This is a genomic window from Mucilaginibacter oryzae (assembly GCF_003148845.1).
Classification (GTDB): Bacteria; Bacteroidota; Bacteroidia; order Sphingobacteriales; family Sphingobacteriaceae; genus Mucilaginibacter; species Mucilaginibacter oryzae.
The window spans coordinates 50,545-69,060 of sequence record NZ_QGHA01000010.1 but is presented as its reverse complement, the minus strand read 5'-3'; the positions used below and the strand labels follow the sequence as shown (position 1 = coordinate 69,060).

General features: G+C 41.0%; 18 protein-coding genes. 13 read left to right on the top strand and 5 right to left on the bottom strand.

Going from position 1 to position 18,516, the window contains the following annotated elements:
- Nucleotides 1–40: 40 nt before the first annotated feature.
- Complete coding sequence (locus LX99_RS20495; protein ID WP_109609518.1) at nt 41–1,378, top strand: efflux RND transporter periplasmic adaptor subunit; 1,338 nt, start codon at nt 41–43, stop codon at nt 1,376–1,378.
- Between the two features lie 228 nt (nt 1,379–1,606).
- Here the strand turns inward: LX99_RS20495 and LX99_RS20490 are convergent, their stop codons facing one another.
- The gene (locus LX99_RS20490; RefSeq protein WP_022832719.1) at nt 1,607–1,996 is read right to left on the bottom strand and encodes a type II toxin-antitoxin system VapC family toxin; all 390 of its coding nucleotides are present in this window, start codon (nt 1,994–1,996) and stop codon (nt 1,607–1,609) included.
- The gene (locus LX99_RS20485; protein WP_022832720.1) at nt 1,987–2,196 is read right to left on the bottom strand and encodes a hypothetical protein; all 210 of its coding nucleotides are present in this window, start codon (nt 2,194–2,196) and stop codon (nt 1,987–1,989) included. Before LX99_RS20485 ends, LX99_RS20490 begins: the two co-directional genes overlap by 10 nt.
- Nucleotides 2,197–2,338: 142 nt before the next feature.
- Between LX99_RS20485 and LX99_RS20480 the strand changes: the two genes are divergently transcribed.
- The 3 genes from LX99_RS20480 to LX99_RS20470 are packed head-to-tail and all read left to right on the top strand — an operon-like array spanning nt 2,339 to nt 4,069.
- Complete coding sequence (locus tag LX99_RS20480) at nt 2,339–3,346, top strand: NAD(P)H-dependent glycerol-3-phosphate dehydrogenase (RefSeq protein ID WP_022832721.1); 1,008 nt, start codon at nt 2,339–2,341, stop codon at nt 3,344–3,346.
- 32 nt (nt 3,347–3,378) lie between these two features.
- The gene (locus tag LX99_RS20475) at nt 3,379–3,690 is read left to right on the top strand and encodes a hypothetical protein (protein WP_109609517.1); all 312 of its coding nucleotides are present in this window, start codon (nt 3,379–3,381) and stop codon (nt 3,688–3,690) included.
- Nucleotides 3,691–3,742: 52 nt separating this feature from the next.
- Nucleotides 3,743–4,069: a hypothetical protein gene (locus LX99_RS20470; protein ID WP_146203177.1), complete on the top strand. Its 327-nt coding sequence runs from the start codon at nt 3,743–3,745 to the stop codon at nt 4,067–4,069.
- A gap of 311 nt (nt 4,070–4,380) precedes the next feature.
- On the opposite strand, the gene LX99_RS20465 is transcribed toward LX99_RS20470, so the two are convergent.
- Nucleotides 4,381–6,192, bottom strand: a complete 1,812-nt coding sequence (locus LX99_RS20465) for a DEAD/DEAH box helicase (RefSeq protein ID WP_109609515.1) — start codon at nt 6,190–6,192, stop codon at nt 4,381–4,383.
- Between the two features lie 625 nt (nt 6,193–6,817).
- Nucleotides 6,818–7,285, bottom strand: a complete 468-nt coding sequence (locus LX99_RS20460; protein ID WP_022832725.1) for a DUF4293 domain-containing protein — start codon at nt 7,283–7,285, stop codon at nt 6,818–6,820.
- A gap of 124 nt (nt 7,286–7,409) precedes the next feature.
- On the opposite strand from LX99_RS20460, the gene truA reads away from it, so the two are divergent.
- Nucleotides 7,410–8,189 (top strand): tRNA pseudouridine(38-40) synthase TruA, encoded by a 780-nt coding sequence (gene truA / locus LX99_RS20455; RefSeq protein WP_170122757.1) that lies wholly within the window; start codon nt 7,410–7,412, stop codon nt 8,187–8,189.
- A 175-nt stretch (nt 8,190–8,364) separates the two neighbouring features.
- Nucleotides 8,365–10,113: an ABC transporter ATP-binding protein gene (locus tag LX99_RS20450; protein WP_109609579.1), complete on the top strand. Its 1,749-nt coding sequence runs from the start codon at nt 8,365–8,367 to the stop codon at nt 10,111–10,113.
- A gap of 83 nt (nt 10,114–10,196) precedes the next feature.
- Here the strand turns inward: LX99_RS20450 and LX99_RS20445 are convergent, their stop codons facing one another.
- The gene (locus tag LX99_RS20445; RefSeq protein WP_109609513.1) at nt 10,197–10,397 is read right to left on the bottom strand and encodes a hypothetical protein; all 201 of its coding nucleotides are present in this window, start codon (nt 10,395–10,397) and stop codon (nt 10,197–10,199) included.
- Between the two features lie 396 nt (nt 10,398–10,793).
- On the opposite strand from LX99_RS20445, the gene LX99_RS20440 reads away from it, so the two are divergent.
- The 7 genes from LX99_RS20440 (at nt 10,794) to truB (ending at nt 18,489) form a co-directional block, all read left to right on the top strand.
- Entirely contained in the window at nt 10,794–11,672 is an 879-nt protein-coding gene (locus tag LX99_RS20440; protein ID WP_109609512.1) for a cell division protein FtsX, read from the top strand.
- Between the two features lie 175 nt (nt 11,673–11,847).
- The gene (locus tag LX99_RS20435) at nt 11,848–12,126 is read left to right on the top strand and encodes a DUF3098 domain-containing protein (RefSeq protein ID WP_022830738.1); all 279 of its coding nucleotides are present in this window, start codon (nt 11,848–11,850) and stop codon (nt 12,124–12,126) included.
- Between the two features lie 83 nt (nt 12,127–12,209).
- Complete coding sequence (locus tag LX99_RS20430; RefSeq protein WP_109609511.1) at nt 12,210–13,004, top strand: undecaprenyl-diphosphate phosphatase; 795 nt, start codon at nt 12,210–12,212, stop codon at nt 13,002–13,004.
- Between the two features lie 577 nt (nt 13,005–13,581).
- Nucleotides 13,582–13,902: a hypothetical protein gene (locus LX99_RS20425; protein ID WP_109609510.1), complete on the top strand. Its 321-nt coding sequence runs from the start codon at nt 13,582–13,584 to the stop codon at nt 13,900–13,902.
- Between the two features lie 59 nt (nt 13,903–13,961).
- Nucleotides 13,962–14,843 (top strand): GLPGLI family protein, encoded by an 882-nt coding sequence (locus tag LX99_RS20420; protein WP_109609509.1) that lies wholly within the window; start codon nt 13,962–13,964, stop codon nt 14,841–14,843.
- Between the two features lie 42 nt (nt 14,844–14,885).
- Nucleotides 14,886–17,603 carry a carboxypeptidase-like regulatory domain-containing protein gene (locus tag LX99_RS20415; protein WP_109609508.1) on the top strand — a complete coding sequence of 906 codons (2,718 nt, stop codon included), beginning with the start codon at nt 14,886–14,888 and terminating at the stop codon, nt 17,601–17,603.
- A gap of 160 nt (nt 17,604–17,763) precedes the next feature.
- A complete protein-coding gene (gene truB, locus LX99_RS20410) occupies nt 17,764–18,489 on the top strand; it encodes a tRNA pseudouridine(55) synthase TruB (RefSeq protein ID WP_109609507.1) in 726 nt (241 codons plus the stop codon).
- Nucleotides 18,490–18,516 lie beyond the last annotated feature (27 nt).

Below are 18,516 nucleotides of genomic sequence, written 5' to 3'. Positions count from 1 at the left end.
TTAAAAACTAAAACCATAAAATATTCAATAATTCACCGTCATGGGAAAAACTACTAAATACATTCTGATAGGCCTTGGCGCATTGATCGTCCTGCTGATCGTAGCCAAAGTAACCGGTTTAATTGGTAAGCCTGCCTTAACGCAGGTTGCCGTAGAAAAGGCCGAAACACGGATGATTAATGAAACCGTATCGGCAAGTGGCAAAATTAAACCCCATGTGGAGGTAAAGATCAGTCCGGAGGTATCTGGCGAGGTGGTTGAATTGCCAATTAAAGAGGGCGACGTGGTGAAAAAGGGCCAGCTGCTTTGTAAGATCAGGCCGGATATTTTACAATCGGGGTATGACCGCGCCGTGGCATCATACAATACCCAAAAAGCAAGCGTAGGCAACACCAATCAGATGGTAAAACAGGCGGAGGCTACTTACAACAACCAGGTTGGTATCTACAAACGCAGCAAGGAACTTTATGATAATAAGGTACTTACCGTATCTGAATTTGAAAATGCCAAAGCAGCTTATGAAAACGCGAAAGCAGCGTTGGAAGCAGCCAGGCAAAATGTAGTTGGATCGCAATATGGTTTGGCCCAGTCGCAGGCTTCGGTTAAGGAAGCCCGGGATAACCTTGCCAAAACCACTATTTACTCGCCTGTTGATGGTGTGGTATCTAAATTATCTATCGAAAAAGGTGAACGTGTGCTGGGTACCCAGCAATTTGCCGGTACCCAGATCATGACCATATCTGATCTGAGCGAAATGGATGTAAATGTTGATGTGAATGAAAACGATATCAACAGGATTGCTTTGGGCGATTCTTCAAAAATTGAGATCGATGCTTTTTTAGGTAAAAAGTTTAGCGGTGTGGTTACAGAAATAGGCAGTTCGGCCAACGTGGTAGGTACTTCGGCCGACCAGGTAACCAACTTTACGGTTAAGGTAAGGATCAACCCTGCATCGTACACTGCGCTGTTGAAGAAAACAGCAGATAACCCATCACCCTTTCGCCCGGGATTAACGGCTACTGTTGATATCAGTACCAATTCGGCCAGGGCCTTATCGGTGCCTATTCAATCAGTAACTACCCGCGAGGAGAAAAAGCAAAATGACGGCCCTCCAAAAACTGACGACGATAAAAGCAAGCCGCAGATAAGCCCGGTTGCCAAAGAATATGTATTTGTATTAAATGCCGGAAAAATAAAGCAGGTGCAGGTAACCACAGGGATCCAGGACGACTCCTACATCCAGGTATTATCCGGATTAAAAGGCGGAGAGGAAGTGGTCTCGGGTCCTTTCTCGGCAATATCCAAAACACTGACTGACGGGCAGCAGGTTGAAAAGGTAGATAAATCTAAACTGTTTAACGCCGATAATAAACAGTAGTGGATGTGCAAATGTGCGGATTTTAGATGTGCAGATGAAAACATTAAACCACCAATGCCCGGCTTGCCGGGCATTGGTGGTTTAAAAACTACTGCCGCGGGTTTAGCTCAGCGTAACCTGTGGTGTACCATAATTTAAGTTTTCAACTTAAACCCAATTGCCCGGAGGTTATAAACTTTCACGGTTTTGAACCACAGGTTGCGCCGAACTAAACCTTTGGCATCGAGTTTATTGCCAGGGATTGATGGCTTTTAATCCGTTGATCCTATCAAAGTCCTTGACGTTTCTCGTAACAAGTGTCAGGTTATGAATTAGTGCTGTAGCGGCGATGATAGCGTCAGGCAGTTTTATTTTAGTTGTTTTGCGAATTTCAGCTGTTTTAAGTTTTATTGCGTTTTCGAGTTCAATAATCGTCACATTTGCAATGAAATCATTTACTAATTGAAGATCAGTAGAAGATGTTGTTTTCCAGCAAAGCAATTCAATTTCAGTGATTGCTGAAATTGCAGGAATACTGTCTACTAATAAATCATCAATGACCTTTTCTGCATTAGAAGGAAATAATTTCTGTAGAAAATAAATTACGGTATTACTATCCCAAAGATATTTTATTCCCATCCGTCTCTCAATTCTTTTAATTGGGTGTCAACTTCGTGTAACGTTTGTTGGGTCATTGCTCCTTTATATTTAGCAATCCAGGTTTTATTAACAGAAGGATCTATAGAAGTAGTACGTACACGGATTAACTGAAGAAGCTCCATATCTTCCAGGAGTTTCATAGCCTTCTCATTTATAATATCTACCGTTACTGTTGTCATGCTCTCGTTGTTGCTCTACACAAATTTAATCAATTCCAACCTTAAATCCCGCATCTAAAAGTCTTGCCATCAATCTGCATAATATTTCATTAATTTGCTTAGCCGATGATAACCACACGGCGATATTGCTATTATTGAGTTAATGGATAAAAAGATTAATAAGATCACAGTTGTAGGCGGGGGAAGCTGGGCTACGGCCAATATCAAAATGCTGATCGATAATACCAGTCCCAAAGAGATATTCTGGTGGATGCGTAATGCCGAAGCTGTTGATCACCTGCGGAAGTTTGCCCATAACCCGCATTATTTAAGTTCGGTGGAGATTAAACTGCCCGAGCAAAACATATCAACCGACTTAAAGCCGCTGATTGAAGCTGCCGATACCATATTGCTGAATGTACCTGCCGCGTTTTTAAAAAACGCGCTAAAGGATATCAGCCCGGCAGATCTGAAAGGTAAAAAAATAGTATCGGCCATTAAAGGCATCGTACCCGACGAAAACTTGATCATTGCCGAGTTTCTGCATCAAAAATACGATATATCGTTTTGTGATTTTATGGTGATCAGCGGTCCATGCCATGCCGAAGAGGTGGCTCTTGAAAAATTATCGTACCTCACCATAGCCTCAGGCGATACCAAACTGGCCGCTGATTTTGCCGGGATGATCAATACCCGTTACCTTAAAACCATTGTATCTGATGATATTTATGGTACAGAATACGGCGCGGTATTGAAAAATGTGTACGCTATAGCCAGCGGCATTTGCCATGGCATAGGCTACGGCGATAACTTCCAGGCGGTGCTGATCTCAAACGCAATCCGCGAATTGGAACGTTTTGTGGCAGCTGTGCACCCGATAGACAGGGATATCAAAGAATCGGCCTACCTGGGCGATCTGTTGGTTACCGCCTACTCGCAGTTTAGCCGCAACCGTACTTTTGGTAATATGATAGGTAAAGGCTATACGGTAACATCGGCCCAGTTGGAAATGAATATGGTGGCCGAGGGCTATTATGCAGTAAATTGCCTACATGAGGTTAATAAGCAGTACGGCGTAAGCATCCCTATTTGTGAAGCGGTTTATGCTATTTTATATCAGAAACGCCCTCCCGTTATTGAAATGAAAAATTTGGCCGAGAAATTGAGTTGATTTTGATAAAATAAACTTAATTGCTGTCACTTATGAAAAATCTATTTAAAATAGCCCTGTTTGCCGCCGGTACCTTTATGGTTGCACCAGGTTTTGCCCAAACACATAAAGACTCAACGCTTGGTGGTAAGATCAGTAAAACCACTAAGAAGATAGGCCACAAAACATCTGAAATTGCAGCCAAGGGAGCAGCCACCGTAGCCGATAAAAAATACGCGGGAAAGGTGGGCCCTAACGGACAAACTATTTACATTGATAAATATTCGCATTATTTTTATGTGAATAAAAAAGGTCACCGCGTTTACCTGAAAGCCTCTGAACTGGTTGATAAACCGGCGCAATAAATTTGAAACATTACGGGCGCGGAGCCCGTTTAAAAAAATCCGTGTTTGTTATATGAAAAAGTTTGTTCCAATACTTGTTGCCGGCACAGCAATGTTTTTGTTGAACGCCTGTTCATCCGCTCCCGAGCCTGCAGAAAACAAAAAGCTGGAGGGTAAGTGGAAATCAAAGGATGGCGCAATTAAACTATCCATCACCGATAAAAACTTTATTTTGGATGATGGCCAGGCCAGCAAGGAGGATTATTTTGTAAAGGGCGATACCATTTATACTTCGTACGAAGGGAGCCGCCCATTTACTAAGTTTTTTATTAAGGAGCTAACAGATAGCAAGCTTACTTTATGCTATCCCGACTCAGATATTGTTGAATTTAGCCGTTAGTTGGGTTAAAAGCGGAAAGCTTAAGGCCGAAAGCTGAATTGTTGGGTTTGCTGATAAGCAGCTTAGTGACTCACTTTTATAAAACAACAAAAGCCTTCGTTTTCCGTGTGCAGCGGTACTGAAGGCTTTGTTAACAAAACTAAACTAAAACTAATGCTTCTTACTAAAGGAAGCTCATGAAAACCACCCTGTGAGTTTTAAGTCGAAAGTCTTAAGTTCTAAGTCTGAGGTTAAAAGTGTTATTGACTTTGAACTCCAGACTCTCGACTTCTGACTTAAAACCCACCCGGTGGTTTTTTATACGGGGATAATTAAAATCTCCTTTTGCGTTCCGGGCGATCTTCACGGCGTTTGCCTGAAAAATCGCGGAATCCACCGCCATTGTGCTCGCGGCGTTCGCTGCCGCGGTAACCACCGCCTTCACGACGTTCGCCGCCACGATAGCCGCCCTCGCGCCTGTCGCCGCCACGGTAACCGCCTTCGCGGCGTTCGCTGGTGCCTTCGCCGGATATTTCTATCCTTACCGGGCGACCTTTGTATTCTGCATCTTTAAAGCTGCTCATCACTTTATCAACATCCTCGTTCTGAACTTCAAAGAAGGAATAAACACCTTTAACGTCGATTTTACCTACCGTGCGGCCACTTATTTTGGTAGTGTTACAGATGTAACCTAACAAATCGCCGCGGTTAAACTCGTCAACCGAACCAAGGTTGATGAACAGGCGGGTATAGTTACCTCTAACCCCGTTGCCGCGTTCGCCGCGATCTTCAAACCGGTTACGGCCTTCTTCAACGTTAGCGTTAAGATCGGGCGCGTTTTTATAATAATCTAAAAAGCGGTTAAACTCGATAGATGCAAAGCGTTTAATAAACTCCTCTTTGGTGATATCTTTAAACTCATCGTAAATGCGCGGCAGGTATTGTTCAATCTGCTCTTCGTTTACAGTTACGTTATGTACTTTGTGAACGATAGAGAACAGTTGTTTTTCACAAACATCAAAACCTGTTGGAATCTCCGCTTTTACGAATTTTTTACCGATAACACGCTCAATCTGGCGGATTTTACCTAACTCTTTAGCGTTAACTATCGAGATTGATACACCGGTTTTACCGGCACGGGCTGTACGGCCGCTGCGGTGGGTGTAGTTTTCAACCTCGTCAGGCAATGAATAGTTAATTACGTGTGTTACGTCGTTAACGTCGATACCACGGGCGGCAACATCTGTAGCAATTAACAACTGCAGGCTGCGCTCACGGTAACGTTTCATCACTTTATCGCGTTGTTGTTGCGAAAGGTCGCCGTGTAACGAATCGGCATTGTAGCCGTCTTTAATCAGCGATTCGGCAATTTCCTGGGTTTCAATTTTGGTACGGCAAAATACGATACCAAAAATATCAGGGTTAAAATCAACAATGCGTTTAAACGCGGCATATTTATCACGGGCACGTACAATATAGTACTCGTGCTCAATGTTGGCATTGCCGGTGTTTTTTGCGCCCATGGTCAGCTCAAACGGATCGGTCATGTATTTTTTAGCGATCCGCCTTACTTCGGCAGGCATGGTGGCCGAGAACAGCCAGGTTTTTTTCTCTTCGGGTGTGGTAGATAAGATACTATCAATGTCTTCCTGAAAGCCCATATTGAGCATTTCATCAGCCTCATCCAATACTACATACTTCACAGCCGAAAAATCAATAGCCTTACGGTTAATGATATCAAGCATACGCCCTGGTGTAGCAACTACAATCTGTACGCCGCGTTTAATCTGGCGTAACTGATCCATAATGCTTGCTCCGCCATAAACGGCAACAACGTGTACGTTGCTCATTTTTTTGGAGTAGTTCTTAATGTCGTTCGCGATTTGTAAACAAAGTTCGCGTGTGGGGCATAAAACAAGTGCCTGTGGATGATTTTCTTCGAAATCAAGCAGTTCTAACAGAGGTAGGCCAAAGGCAGCAGTTTTTCCGGTCCCGGTTTGGGCTAATCCGACAAAATCGTTGCTGCCTGTTAACAATACCGGGATTGACTGCTCCTGGATTGGTGTAGGATTTTCAAATCCTAACTCAGAGATGGCATTAACAATATCATGACGGATTCCCAGTTCAATAAATGGGTTGTTCATGAATTAAAATAACGAATTTGGCAACATCGCCAAATCGGGCGCAAAGATAGTGTTTATTATTTTTAATTGCAATAGCTGTACTTAAATTAAAACGGAGGGGTGGTGATTATTGCGATAATTGTTTTAAATTACTGAAAAAAAGCAACTTAATTGCGAGTTTGATAATAAATCTCGCTCTTCTTGTTCGGTTTAAATGGTAAATATTGGGCTTGTAGCTGGTTTTAAGATGAAAAAACAGGTAGCCAACTGGCGTTTTTACACTCGGTTTACAGGGAATTTTATGCAATGGGTTTCTATAATTCAGCTGGTTTTAAATAATTACCCATAATTTACATGTTGGTAATGCCTTTATTATCGGCCAGGCAGGGAGATCGCTTTTAACCCGGCACGAAAATTATCGGTATATATAGAATAAAAAAAATGCACACGAATTGTTACGAATTATCGTAATCACACGAATGGTATGATAATAGAGAGATGACCATTCGTGTAATTCGTTTAATTGAGTCCGGCTTAAAAGTAATTCGTGTGAAAATTTCTATGAGAGCAACAACTATTTTGAAACTACAGATCCTTTGATTTAGGTGTTTTTGGTCTGGGTTTATCGCAAGCTGGTTACCGCAGCTTATCTTAACCTGTCGGCAGAACGCACCAGTTTTTCATCCTTCTGGATGTTTTTTTTGGCCAGGATGATCAGCACAATGCTTAGTGATGTTAAAAATAAACCGATACCCATCGTATGGGTATCGAGCGTGATGCTGCCTGCCGCGCTTTTAACGGTTTGGGCCATCCAAAAGCTGTAACCAATAAGCACCAGCATGGCGCTGTAACATAAGGCTATTTGCTGTTTGCGGTTTTTATATAAGAAAATGATCACCAGTGGAACAAGTGCAACGATGCCGGTAATTACCGAAAGCGCTACAAACGATTGAGTGTGTTGTTGTACACCGTTTACATCCTGGTAAATACCTGTAACCATTATGCTTGATGGCTTATCATCAATATAAACGTTGTGGGCAAGCGGGAAAAAGAACAGGGCAAGCAGCACAAGGCCGGCAAATAAAAGGTAAATACTTTGAATGCGTTGCAGCATGGCGTTAAAAATTATATGGGCAAATATAAATGTTTTGCTTATTGCCTGTAAATGTATTTAAAGTACACCGCGCCACTATGACCAAATTATGAGTTTGTAACACCGGCATATTGTTAACTTTGCCATTGTGAGCCAACAACGCTATTTTATTGAACTCGCCTATAACGGTACCAATTACCACGGCTGGCAGGTGCAGCAAAACGCGGTAAGCGTACAGGAACTGTTAAACAAAGCCCTGAGCACCGTACTACGCCAGTCTATAGAAACAACCGGTTGCGGCCGTACCGATACGGGCGTTCACGCCAAAGAATTTTTTGCACACTTCGACGTCCATTTGGCCGAAGGAGAGACTAATCCGCTCGAGAGCACTCCCTTCAGGGGGCGGGGGGGCCTAAACGCCTTGCTGCCCTATGATATCGCCATCAAAAACGTTATCCCGGTACACGCCGACGCGCACGCACGCTTTGATGCCACCGCACGTTCCTATCAGTACCATATCCATTTTAATAAAGACCCGTTTTTGAATGGCTTTTCATGGCAATTGCGTGATATGCCCAACCTGGATTTGATGAACGAAGCGGCGGCCACAATGATGCAGTATGTTGATTTTAGCTGTTTCAGCAAATCAAATACCCAGGTAAAAACCAATAACTGCAAAATTAGCCGGGCCGAATGGGTTATAACAGAAAATGGTATCGTATTCCATATTACTGCCGACAGGTTTTTACGTAATATGGTGCGGGCTATTGTTGGTACGTTGATGATGATTGGCCGGGGCGAAATAAAACCCGAAGGAATCCGCCAGATTATTGAGAGTAAAAACAGATCAAACGCGGGTACCAGCGTACCGGCCTGCGGTTTGTATTTAACAGAGGTGAAATATCCATACCCCCTAACCCCCTAACCCCCTGAAGGGGGAACAATAGCGGAGAGTTGGGGGAAACATTTTATGATTTATAATTACATTTGAGATAGTGGCAAAACAACAAAAAAAAGAAACCAAACAAGAGGCACCCCCTTCAGGGGGCGGGGGGGGCGTAACCGGAAAGGCTTTGGATTGGCGGTTGCTGGGCCGTGTAATGCACTATGTTAAGCCATACAACAAAACGTTTGGCATTGCTACTTTCCTCACCATTTTTATTGCTGCCAATGCGCTGCTGCAGCCCATTCTTATTCAGCGTACGCTGGATGTTAATATTTTGAACGATGACTATAACGGCCTGGTATTTATGGTGGAGCTGATGATCGGTCAGCTGTTTATCCAAACCATAGCCCAGTATTATCAAACTTATTTAACCAACGCGCTGGGCCAGTACGTGATCCGCGATTTGCGGATAGATATTTTTAACCATATCACCAGTTTGCGGTTGAAATATTTTGACCGTACGCCCATCGGCATGCTCATTACCCGTACGGTATCTGACCTGGAAACCATTGCCGATATATTTTCGGAAGGTTTGATCTCTATTATGGGCGATATGTTGCTGGTAATAGCGGTTATTGGTTATATGCTTTGGCAGGACTGGAAACTGGCGCTGATTACCCTCATCCCCATGCCGTTTTTGTTTGCCTCTACCTATGTATTTAAAGAGGCTATCAAATCATCCTTCCAGGAAGTGCGCACCCAGGTGGCCAGGCTTAACACTTTTTTGGCCGAGCATATCTCGGGAATGAGCGTGATCCAGATCTTTGCCCGGGAAGACCAGGAGATGCGCAAGTTTAAAGCCGTAAACGAAAAATACCGCGATGCCAACATCCGCTCAAACTGGTATTATTCCATATTTTTCCCGGTGGTGGAAATCCTGTTTGCCCTTTGTATGGGGCTGTTAGTATGGTACGGTTGCAAACGGATGCTCTCGGATAGTCAAATGATTGCCCTTACGGCATCTGGTAAAGGTATTACCCCCGGTTTGATCACCAGTTTTATCGTATTGCTTAATATGCTGTTCAGGCCGATCCGTCAGCTGGCTGATAAATTTAATACCCTGCAAATGGGTATGGTTGGCGCCGACAGGATTTTTAAAGTGCTGGATACCGATGAGGTTGCCGAAAACAAAGGTACGTTACGCACCGGCAGGCTGCAGGGCGATATCAGTTTTGATAAAGTTTGGTTTGCCTATAACGATGATAACTGGGTGCTTAAAAACATCAGCTTCCACATCAAACCCGGCGAAACACTTGCATTGGTGGGCGCTACCGGCGCGGGCAAATCATCAACAATCAATATTCTTAACCGTTTTTACGAGATAGGGCAGGGTTGTGTGAAAGTTGACGGGCATGATATTCATGATTATGATGTAAGCTATCTGCGGTCGCAAATAGCCACTGTGATACAGGATGTGTTTTTGTTTAGCGATACCATCGCCAACAATATCAGCTTGAATAACCCGGCCATCACCCGCGATGAGATTATAGCCGCCGCCAAAGATGTAGGCGCGCACGATTTTATTGAGCGACTGCCGGGCGGATATGATTATAATGTAATGGAACGCGGTTCAACGCTGTCGGCCGGGCAGTCGCAGCTTATTTCCTTTATACGTGCGCTGGTATATAATCCGGCTATCCTGGTACTGGATGAAGCTACTTCGTCTGTAGATACCGAAACCGAAATCCTGATTCAAAATGCCATTAACAAACTAATGCAGGGCCGCACAGCCATAGTAATAGCCCACCGCTTATCCACCATCCAAAATGCCGACAGGATTATTGTACTCGACCATGGCGAGATCATGGAAACGGGCACACACCAGGAACTGCTTAAAATTGAAAATGGCCATTACCGTAAACTTTATGATCTGCAGTTTAACTCGGCGGGGATTGCGAGGTAGCGGCCCCATCCAACCCTCCCCGGTAGGGAGGGCTTGATTTGAATTTTAAAAGTCTCCCCTTCCGGGGGAGATTTAGAGGGGGTTTATTTCGGCACACTCTTTACCGGGTGTACCGGTTGCTCTTCCTTTTCATGTTTTTGAGCTATATCACCGCCATGTGGGTTATCTGCGTGGTATTGCTTATCTTCTTTACGTACTTTGCTTTTATGCCCTTCATCTGCCGGTCTTTCGGTCGGTGTATCTGATGGTGAAGGTTTGTCTTTTTGATTTGCTGGCTTTGTCATAATGATGAATAACAGTTGCAATGCCGCTTTGTTTAAGTTTGGTACTTCAGATTTATATCAGAATTGGATGGTTTATTTGTTTGAACTGGGATTTGGGTGGATTGCCTGAACTCGAATTTTAAGGAATTATAAAAAATTATAGAATTTGCTTAGTATTCTGATCGTTCCTTGAATTTCCTGAAATTTGAGTTCAGACAAAAATCATGGTTCAGAAATCAAACGGGCCGTGTTAATAAATGTTAAATCTGTTTAGCTACGGTGTAATTAAACAATATTATAAGCAATAAACTTTTACCTTTATGGTGGGTTTCTTATTTTCGCACAAGTATGATGAAAGCATGAGGAGACAGCGTGTCTCAAATCTCATGTCTCAAACCTCATATCTAAAACAAATACATGGAAGAATTTGAAGCAAGCGCATCCTCAAAAAAAACCAAAACCATATACATATCAACTGTATTTGGCATAGCCATGGTGCTATTAATGGTTGGGCTTTTAGGCCTGTTTTTGGTTTACGCTAAAAATATCTCGAGCTACGTAAAGGAAAATATTGTGCTGAATATTTTTGTTGATGATGCCGCTCACGAAAGCGATGTGCTGCAGCTTCAAAAACAGCTGGATGGCAATCCTATGGTAAAGCAAACCCAGTATGTGAGCAAAGAACTGGCTGCCCGTAACCTTCAAAAAGATCTTGGTGAAGACTTTGTAAAGTTTTTAGGTTATAACCCGCTGTCACAATCGGTAGATATCTATTTGAAGGCTGATTACGCCAATAACAAGGATATTGAAAAATTTAAGGCCGAACTGTTAAAAAACCCTTTGATTAAAGAGGTAAAATACCAGCAATCGTTGGTTGACCAGATGAACCAGAACGTAACTACCATCAGTTTGATCATCCTGACTTTCGCGGGTATTTTTGTGGTGCTTTCAGTGGCCCTGATCAATAATACCATCAGGCTGGCTATTTATTCACAGCGTTTCCTGATTAAATCAATGCAGCTGGTAGGCGCTACCAAAGGGTTTATCCGCAAGCCGTTTTTGTTATATGGCATCTGGCACGGCTTGTTAGGCGGGCTGATCGCTATTATTTTGCTGATAGGCACTTTATATATAGCTTATGATAACGTACCCGAACTGGTGTTTCTGCAAAACTACTACGAGTTTGGGGTAGTGTTTTTAGGGGTAGTTGGCCTCGGGATATTTATTTCGGGTTTTAGCACCTTTTTGGCAGTTAACAAATTTTTACGTTTAAAAATATACGATCTGTACAGGTAAGGTTAAAGGCGAAAGCTGAAGGGTTTTTAACTGCGCTTAGCCTGCTGAATAAGGTTAAAGGCGAAAGGTAAAAGCTGAAGGGTTTTTAACTGCGCTTAGCCACTAATAAGGTTAAAAACAGAAGATTTTAACGGTGTTTTAATCACTAAATCAATAATTCACTAATTAAAAAGATATGGCACAAAAAATTAAACCAACCGCCACTATAAAAACCACAGCCTCGGCGCAGGCTGCTAAAACGGTAACGCCTGCACAACCGGTGCAGTTTATATTTGATAAAAGCAATTACAGGTTCCTGATCATCAGTGTAGCCATTGTTGCTTTTGGTTTCGTACTGATGTCGGGCACCACAGATATTTACAGCACTACCAAAATAGTTATAGCTCCAATTGTGGTTTTGGCCGGTTTTGGCTTAGGTTTTTACGCCATCTTAAAAAAGCCGTCGGCTAATTAATAAATATTAACAACTGCCTTTTCGGGGCAGGTAATTTGCCTGCCAAATAAATATTATACCCCAATCAACACCCCTAACCCCTAATGACACTCATCCATGTGATTATCCTGGCTATTATTGAAGGGATAACCGAATTTTTGCCCGTATCATCAACCGGGCATATGATCATAGCTTCATCCGTAATGGGCATAGCGGCTGATCCTTTTGTTAAGCTTTTTACCATCGCCATACAATTAGGCGCCATCCTTTCGGTGGTGATCCTGTATTGGAAAAGGTTTCTGCAATCCGTTAACTTTTATTTGAAACTGTTTATCGCGTTTATTCCCGCTGCAATTTTCGGTGTGCTTTTCAGTAAAAAAATCGACGCTTTGTTAGAGAGCGTGTATGTAGTAGGTATAACCTTGTTTGTAGGCGGTATCATTTTGTTATTTGTTGATAAATGGTTTAATAAACCGGTAATTAAAGAAGAAAAAGATATCAGCAACTTAACCGCGCTTAAAATAGGCTTCTTTCAATGCCTTGCCATGATTCCCGGTACTTCACGCTCCGCAGCTACAATCGTGGGTGGGATGACTCAAAAACTGAACCGTACTGCCGCCGCGGAGTTTTCGTTTTTCCTGGCAGTGCCAACCATGTTTGCAGCAACCGGAAAAAAACTATTCGACTTTTATAAGGAAGGCCACGCTTTTACCGGTCAGGAGATCAGGTATCTTGCTATAGGTAATGTTATTGCCTTTATAGTAGCCCTGCTGGCTATAAAAACCTTTATAACCTTTGTTGAGCGCAAGGGCTTCAAAGTATTTGGTTGGTACCGGATCATAATCGGCGCGGTGATCATCGGTCTTATGTTGAGTGGATACCAGTTGCAAAACGTATAAGGAGTACACATATTTCTTTCTTACCAAAAGGGCACACATAGCGTTATGCTATATGTGCCCTTTTTTTGTGCTAATACAAACTCATTTTGCGGCAAGTAATTGCCTGCATTGTTATAAGGTAATTTTTAACCTAAATTACGCAATAAAAAAACAATCAAATTATATACGATTGATATTCAATTAGTTTCTATCGCGTAGCAGCAGAAAAAGGCAACTAAAATCATTGATTGTCAATTAATTGATGCCAGACTTTATATCTATTGCGTAATTTGGGTTTAATGGCGTTTTGGTTAAACGGATGTTTTGTTAAATTATTAAAAAAAGTATTTTTCATGATTTTGGTTATGTTTTAAGGGGTTTATGAGCTTGTGAGTTATTGAGAATGTTGTAGTTTGTGGAAATTTTGGCTTCTTTATTTTTTTTTATTTATTTAAATTTTATTTTGGTTAATTTTTAAATTTTAGGTTAAAAAACAAAAGCGTAAAAAATATTTTTTGTTTTTATTGTTTTTTATAAATAATAAAAATATATTTATAAAAAACAGGTACAAATAAATTAAAGCCTTAAAATTACAGCTATGAAAAAAATTATCTTCTTATTCCTTATCGGTTTATTTATCAGCACATTTGCAAACGCAAAGAGCATTGCTAAACTAAAATCAAATTCAAAAATAACCATTAATGGCGTACAGGTATTATTGCCAACAGCAATTGGTAAGAGCACCTCGTTTATTGAGTATGGAAGCGCTACAACTTTAAAAAAGATATTTAAAGTTGATAAGTGTTACAAAGTAAGCACCGTACAAATAGGGACAGGTGTTGTTACCGATGCTAATGGCAACGTGACCAACACATTCCCTATTTATGAGACAACCGTAACTGAAATACCTTGCCCATAAATTTTATTCACTAAGTTTAAAAACAAACGTGTACCTGTTTTTTTTCAAATTTTTCCCCTATGAAATTTTTAAATCTTGTTAAGTTCACTTTAGTCGTTTTATTTCTATCAGTCGCTGTTCATGCCGGAGCTCAAAGCGATGACAAAGCCCTTGGCCGCCTGGATTATCAAATTAAAGTTGCATATGTGCCCGTATCAGATAAAGACACCGCAAAAAAATACTATATCCAAATGCATAGTTTATACTTTGGCAAACAGGCATCATTAAATATTGAAACATTGCCAACCGCGCAGATGAAGGACCCCAAATTTATCTCGCTTAAAAAAGATACAACCGAACTTAGTAAAAAAGCCATTGCCGGAAAAGAAGACTTAATGGATGCCTATAAGCATGCGGCGGCAGTACCAATAAACTCTCCGGCAGTTTTAAATACTTCGTATCACGTTTACAATAGTCCTGAATTTTATTCGGTAAGGCAATCTGCTTACAATATTGCCGTGGTAGTGAATGATACGCTACCTTCTATTCAATGGAAATTGGAACCCGAAGAAAAAACGATATCTGGTTTTGCTGTAAATAAAGCAATCGGACAGTTTAGAGGGCGTAACTATACCGCATGGTATGCTAAAAAAATCCCGGTACCTGCAGGCCCGTGGAAACTTAGTGGTTTGCCTGGATTAATTTTGGAGGCTTATGATGATACTAAGGAAATTGTTATACAACTAACAGCATTAAATATACCATCGGCTGATGAGGTGACAATTAAAAAACCACAACCCGAAGGTAAGGTTGTAACGCAGAAAGAATTTATAGCCGCACAACAGAAACGAAACGATGAAATTGGAAAAATGTTGAGAGCATCAAGTTCGCAAACACAAAACACCAAGCAATTTATACAGGTTATAAAGTTGGTTAATATGGAATTTAAAGACGCCCGTTAAAATTAAAGTTGTTAATAGGTTTACCTACATCTGTTGCCGCCAATGCGCTTGCTAACTTTATGTTTGTTTTTTAGTTTATGTTTTGGTAGTAAAGCATTTTCGCAATTTAAAACGTTTAAAGGGCACTTAACAGATAGCCTTGGAAAGCCGGTTACTTTTGGCAGTATTATAATTAAATATAGTAATGAGGGAAAAGTCCAGTCAAGCTATCAGTTGCCGGATAATAACGGTGATTTTACTTTTGCTTACAATAAAAGCTGGTCGGAAGTTACAATAGAGGTTAATTCGTTGGGGTTTGATACTCGAACAATAAGTATACAATACAATCAGCCTGCACAATTTAATGTGGTTTTAAAGGCTGCGAGTACAGCTTTAAAGGAAGTAAGTGTAAGAGCTAACAGAAAAGTTGTACAAAAAGGTGATACAACTTCGTTTTTGTTGGATGCTTATAGTAATAATAACGAAACCACTGTTGAGGATATAATTAAAAAACTGCCAGGCATGACTGTTGATGATAACGGGAATATCAAATTTAACAGCAGGCCAATTGATAAGGTTATGGTAGAAGGGGAAGATCTTTTTGACGATAATTATAAAATGCTTACCAAAAACCTTTCGGCGGGTGTAATTAATAAAATCGAAGTTATTGATAAGTTTAATAACAATTCCGTGCTGGCGGGCATTACACCGGGCGATATGCAGGTGTTGAATCTGAAATTAAAAAACAGAAACAGAATAGTTACAGAAGGTAATATCAATTTAGGTGGCGGCATTCCGGATAATAGATATGACAGCAAGTTAAACCTGCTCGGTATTTCACCTAAGTTTAAGGCTATACTGCTTGGGTCGATGAATAATACAGGCGAGGACCCATTCTCCATAATAGGGCAGGATCATCCGGAATATCAGCGTTCAAGTAATTCGGGCAGTCAGCTTTATCCCCCTACTTTTCCGGATATAACAAGTGTAAAAGAATATTATTACCCTGGCATTGACTTGCAGCGTAATAATTTTAACAAAGCAAGAGCCGCTTCGCTAAATATGGCAATTAAACCGGGGGCCCAATGGCAAATCAAGCCATCGCTATATATTGTTGGCGATAACAACACGCAGGCTATTTTAACAGATGTTATCAATATTACAAGCAATGGTAATGTAAGATATGCTACCAGCAACAACCTGAATAAAAAACGCCTTTACCAAAGTTACAATATAGAGAGTACTTATAAGCCAGATAAAAATGCTCAATTGGTATATGAAGGTAAGTACGAACGGAATGCCGTTAATTATGGCGCCAATATCAGTTTGCAGGATATAAATATCAGAGAAACCCTCAATAAGCTAACACAATTAACAAATCAACGGCTGCAATTTACAAAGCGGCTAAACAATAGCCTGGCATTAGATGCTGAGTTTTTATACTATTATAATAATAACCCTCAGCGGCTGTATCTAAGCCAGGCTTTTGCGTTAGATACCTTTAACAACGTAAAATCAAGTGCATCAAACGGTGCCATTCAAAACTCTGGTATGCCAACCAGGCAATATCATGGTGTTTTAAGATTGCTTGGTAAAAGAAATGCTGATAATTTTCATCTAAATATAGGGTATAGTGAAATCAGCAATCATTTTACCGATTTTATATACGGTATTGACAGCTTGCAAAACTTTAATGCATTTAATTTAGCCAACTTTAATAAAGCTTACAATGTAAAAAACCGAAAGGAATATATTGATTTTTTATATAGCTATATTTTAAATACCAGAATCAGCATTGCAAATAACACTACAGTTGCTTACGAAAGTTTAAAAATTGATACAACCACTACTACAGCCAACTCCGTTATTAATACATCCTATAGCAATATTCAAAGCCGTACAACTTTCAATTATAAAACGGGAAACAAGGGAGGTGTAGCTTTTCAATACAGATTTGCTAACAGGCTCCCGCAAATTTCAGATCTCTTACCTTCATATTGGATTGCCGATTATCGCACACTTCAGGGAGGCACTGCGGTTTTTAAAAAAATAAGCGATCATAATTTTACTTTGAGTTATAATTATGCTGATTACGTTAATGCCATGCTTCTTTATAACGGAGCTATTAGTTACGGTACCAATGCGTCTTACTATCTAAGTAATTTAAACATCAATAGTTTATATGAAATAGTTACACAGGTGCCATATGCTAAATTGAATAACGGGTTAGTTTTTGCCTCATCGCGAATCGAAAAATACTGGGACAAACTAAGCGGAAATATATTTATTGATGCTAATTTTATTCATACCAAAACATCTGATCAAACATCGGATGTTTTGACACGATCTGTAATTAACAATATTACCCTCGAGTTGGGCTATAAATCTGCCTGGGATGGCATCTTAAATCTATCAATAAGTTCGATAGTTAAATTTAATAGACTTGAGGTACGATCAGAAGCCAGGCAGGCTACATACACTAACCGTTATTTTGAAAACCGGGCCAAATTATATTTGAAGTGTAACGAAAAATTGAATTTTGAAATTGATGGAGAGCATTATATATTCCCCGGTACCGAGGGGTACAGAGGATTGTTTTTTGCAGATGCGAGTGCCCGATACATTTTAAAGAAAGATAAGATCATATTTGATCTTTCAGCAAAAAATATATTCGATCAGCGTTCATTGAGCTTTCAAAGCGTATCTCCCTTAAGTTACAGTATGCAACAGTATAAGTTGCTGCCAGGATATCTTATGGCTAAATTCTATTACAGGTTCTGATGCATTACGTTTGACTAACTATAGCTTGATGACCTCAATTTTATAACCTGATAACGACCGATCTATTCGCCTAACCATTTACTGTGCCTGAGTTAAATCACCGCGGAAATTGTACCTTTGTGAAAATCCGGCAAAAAGAGCCGGACGGATTTAACAGGATTTGAAGAACACATACACTACAATAGATGAATTTGCCGAAGGCCGGTTGCTGCTGGTTAATAAACCCTATCAATGGACCAGCTTTGATGTGGTAGGCAAACTTCGCAACTCGTTTAAGCCGCTTAAACTCAAGGTTGGCCATGCCGGCACGCTCGATCCGCTGGCTACCGGATTGCTAATTATCTGTACCGGCAAAATGACCAGGCAGATAGATACCTTTCAGGCCGAAGAAAAGGAGTATACGGGTACCATGGTGATGGGTGCAACCACGCCATCATATGATATGGAAACAGAACCCGATACAAGTTTTGATATCAGCCAACTTACCGAAGATATGCTTCGTAATAATTGCAGGCAATTTACCGGCGATATACAGCAATACCCGCCCGCCCATTCGGCTATTAAAGTTGACGGCGAGCGGCTTTACGAAAAGGCGCGCCGCGGCGAAGACGTTGAGCTTAAACTGCGTAATGTAACCATAACCGAATTTGAGCTTACCCGTATTGATTTGCCCGAAATTGATTTCAGGGTGGTATGCAGCAAGGGCACCTATATCCGGTCGTTGGTGAATGATTTTGGCGCGGCTTTAAACAACGGGGCTTACCTGTCGAAATTGAGGCGTACGCGCAGTGGCAACTTCAAAATTGAGGATGCCTGGGAGGTGATGGAACTCGTAAATACCATCAGGGCACTAAAAGCACCGGATGCGCAAACCGCTGTTAAGTAAATTGACAAAGCGTAAACACTCCGGTTG

What these genes read in the sequence shown, in the direction of transcription:
- LX99_RS20480 (WP_022832721.1), top strand. Translation starts at nt 2,339, where the DNA reads ATGGATAAAAAGATTAATAAGATCACAGTTGTAGGCGGGGGAAGCTGG.
- LX99_RS20415 (WP_109609508.1), top strand. Translation starts at nt 14,886, where the DNA reads ATGCGCTTGCTAACTTTATGTTTGTTTTTTAGTTTATGTTTTGGTAGT.
- LX99_RS20490 (WP_022832719.1), bottom strand. Translation starts at nt 1,996, where the DNA reads ATGGGAATAAAATATCTTTGGGATAGTAATACCGTAATTTATTTTCTA.
- LX99_RS20470 (WP_146203177.1), top strand. Translation starts at nt 3,743, where the DNA reads ATGAAAAAGTTTGTTCCAATACTTGTTGCCGGCACAGCAATGTTTTTG.
- LX99_RS20420 (WP_109609509.1), top strand. Translation starts at nt 13,962, where the DNA reads ATGAAATTTTTAAATCTTGTTAAGTTCACTTTAGTCGTTTTATTTCTA.
- LX99_RS20450 (WP_109609579.1), top strand. Translation starts at nt 8,365, where the DNA reads ATGCACTATGTTAAGCCATACAACAAAACGTTTGGCATTGCTACTTTC.
- LX99_RS20440 (WP_109609512.1), top strand. Translation starts at nt 10,794, where the DNA reads ATGGAAGAATTTGAAGCAAGCGCATCCTCAAAAAAAACCAAAACCATA.
- LX99_RS20475 (WP_109609517.1), top strand. Translation starts at nt 3,379, where the DNA reads ATGAAAAATCTATTTAAAATAGCCCTGTTTGCCGCCGGTACCTTTATG.
- LX99_RS20485 (WP_022832720.1), bottom strand. Translation starts at nt 2,196, where the DNA reads ATGACAACAGTAACGGTAGATATTATAAATGAGAAGGCTATGAAACTC.
- LX99_RS20465 (WP_109609515.1), bottom strand. Translation starts at nt 6,192, where the DNA reads ATGAACAACCCATTTATTGAACTGGGAATCCGTCATGATATTGTTAAT.
- LX99_RS20435 (WP_022830738.1), top strand. Translation starts at nt 11,848, where the DNA reads ATGGCACAAAAAATTAAACCAACCGCCACTATAAAAACCACAGCCTCG.
- LX99_RS20430 (WP_109609511.1), top strand. Translation starts at nt 12,210, where the DNA reads ATGACACTCATCCATGTGATTATCCTGGCTATTATTGAAGGGATAACC.
- LX99_RS20460 (WP_022832725.1), bottom strand. Translation starts at nt 7,285, where the DNA reads ATGCTGCAACGCATTCAAAGTATTTACCTTTTATTTGCCGGCCTTGTG.
- LX99_RS20445 (WP_109609513.1), bottom strand. Translation starts at nt 10,397, where the DNA reads ATGACAAAGCCAGCAAATCAAAAAGACAAACCTTCACCATCAGATACA.
- LX99_RS20495 (WP_109609518.1), top strand. Translation starts at nt 41, where the DNA reads ATGGGAAAAACTACTAAATACATTCTGATAGGCCTTGGCGCATTGATC.
- LX99_RS20425 (WP_109609510.1), top strand. Translation starts at nt 13,582, where the DNA reads ATGAAAAAAATTATCTTCTTATTCCTTATCGGTTTATTTATCAGCACA.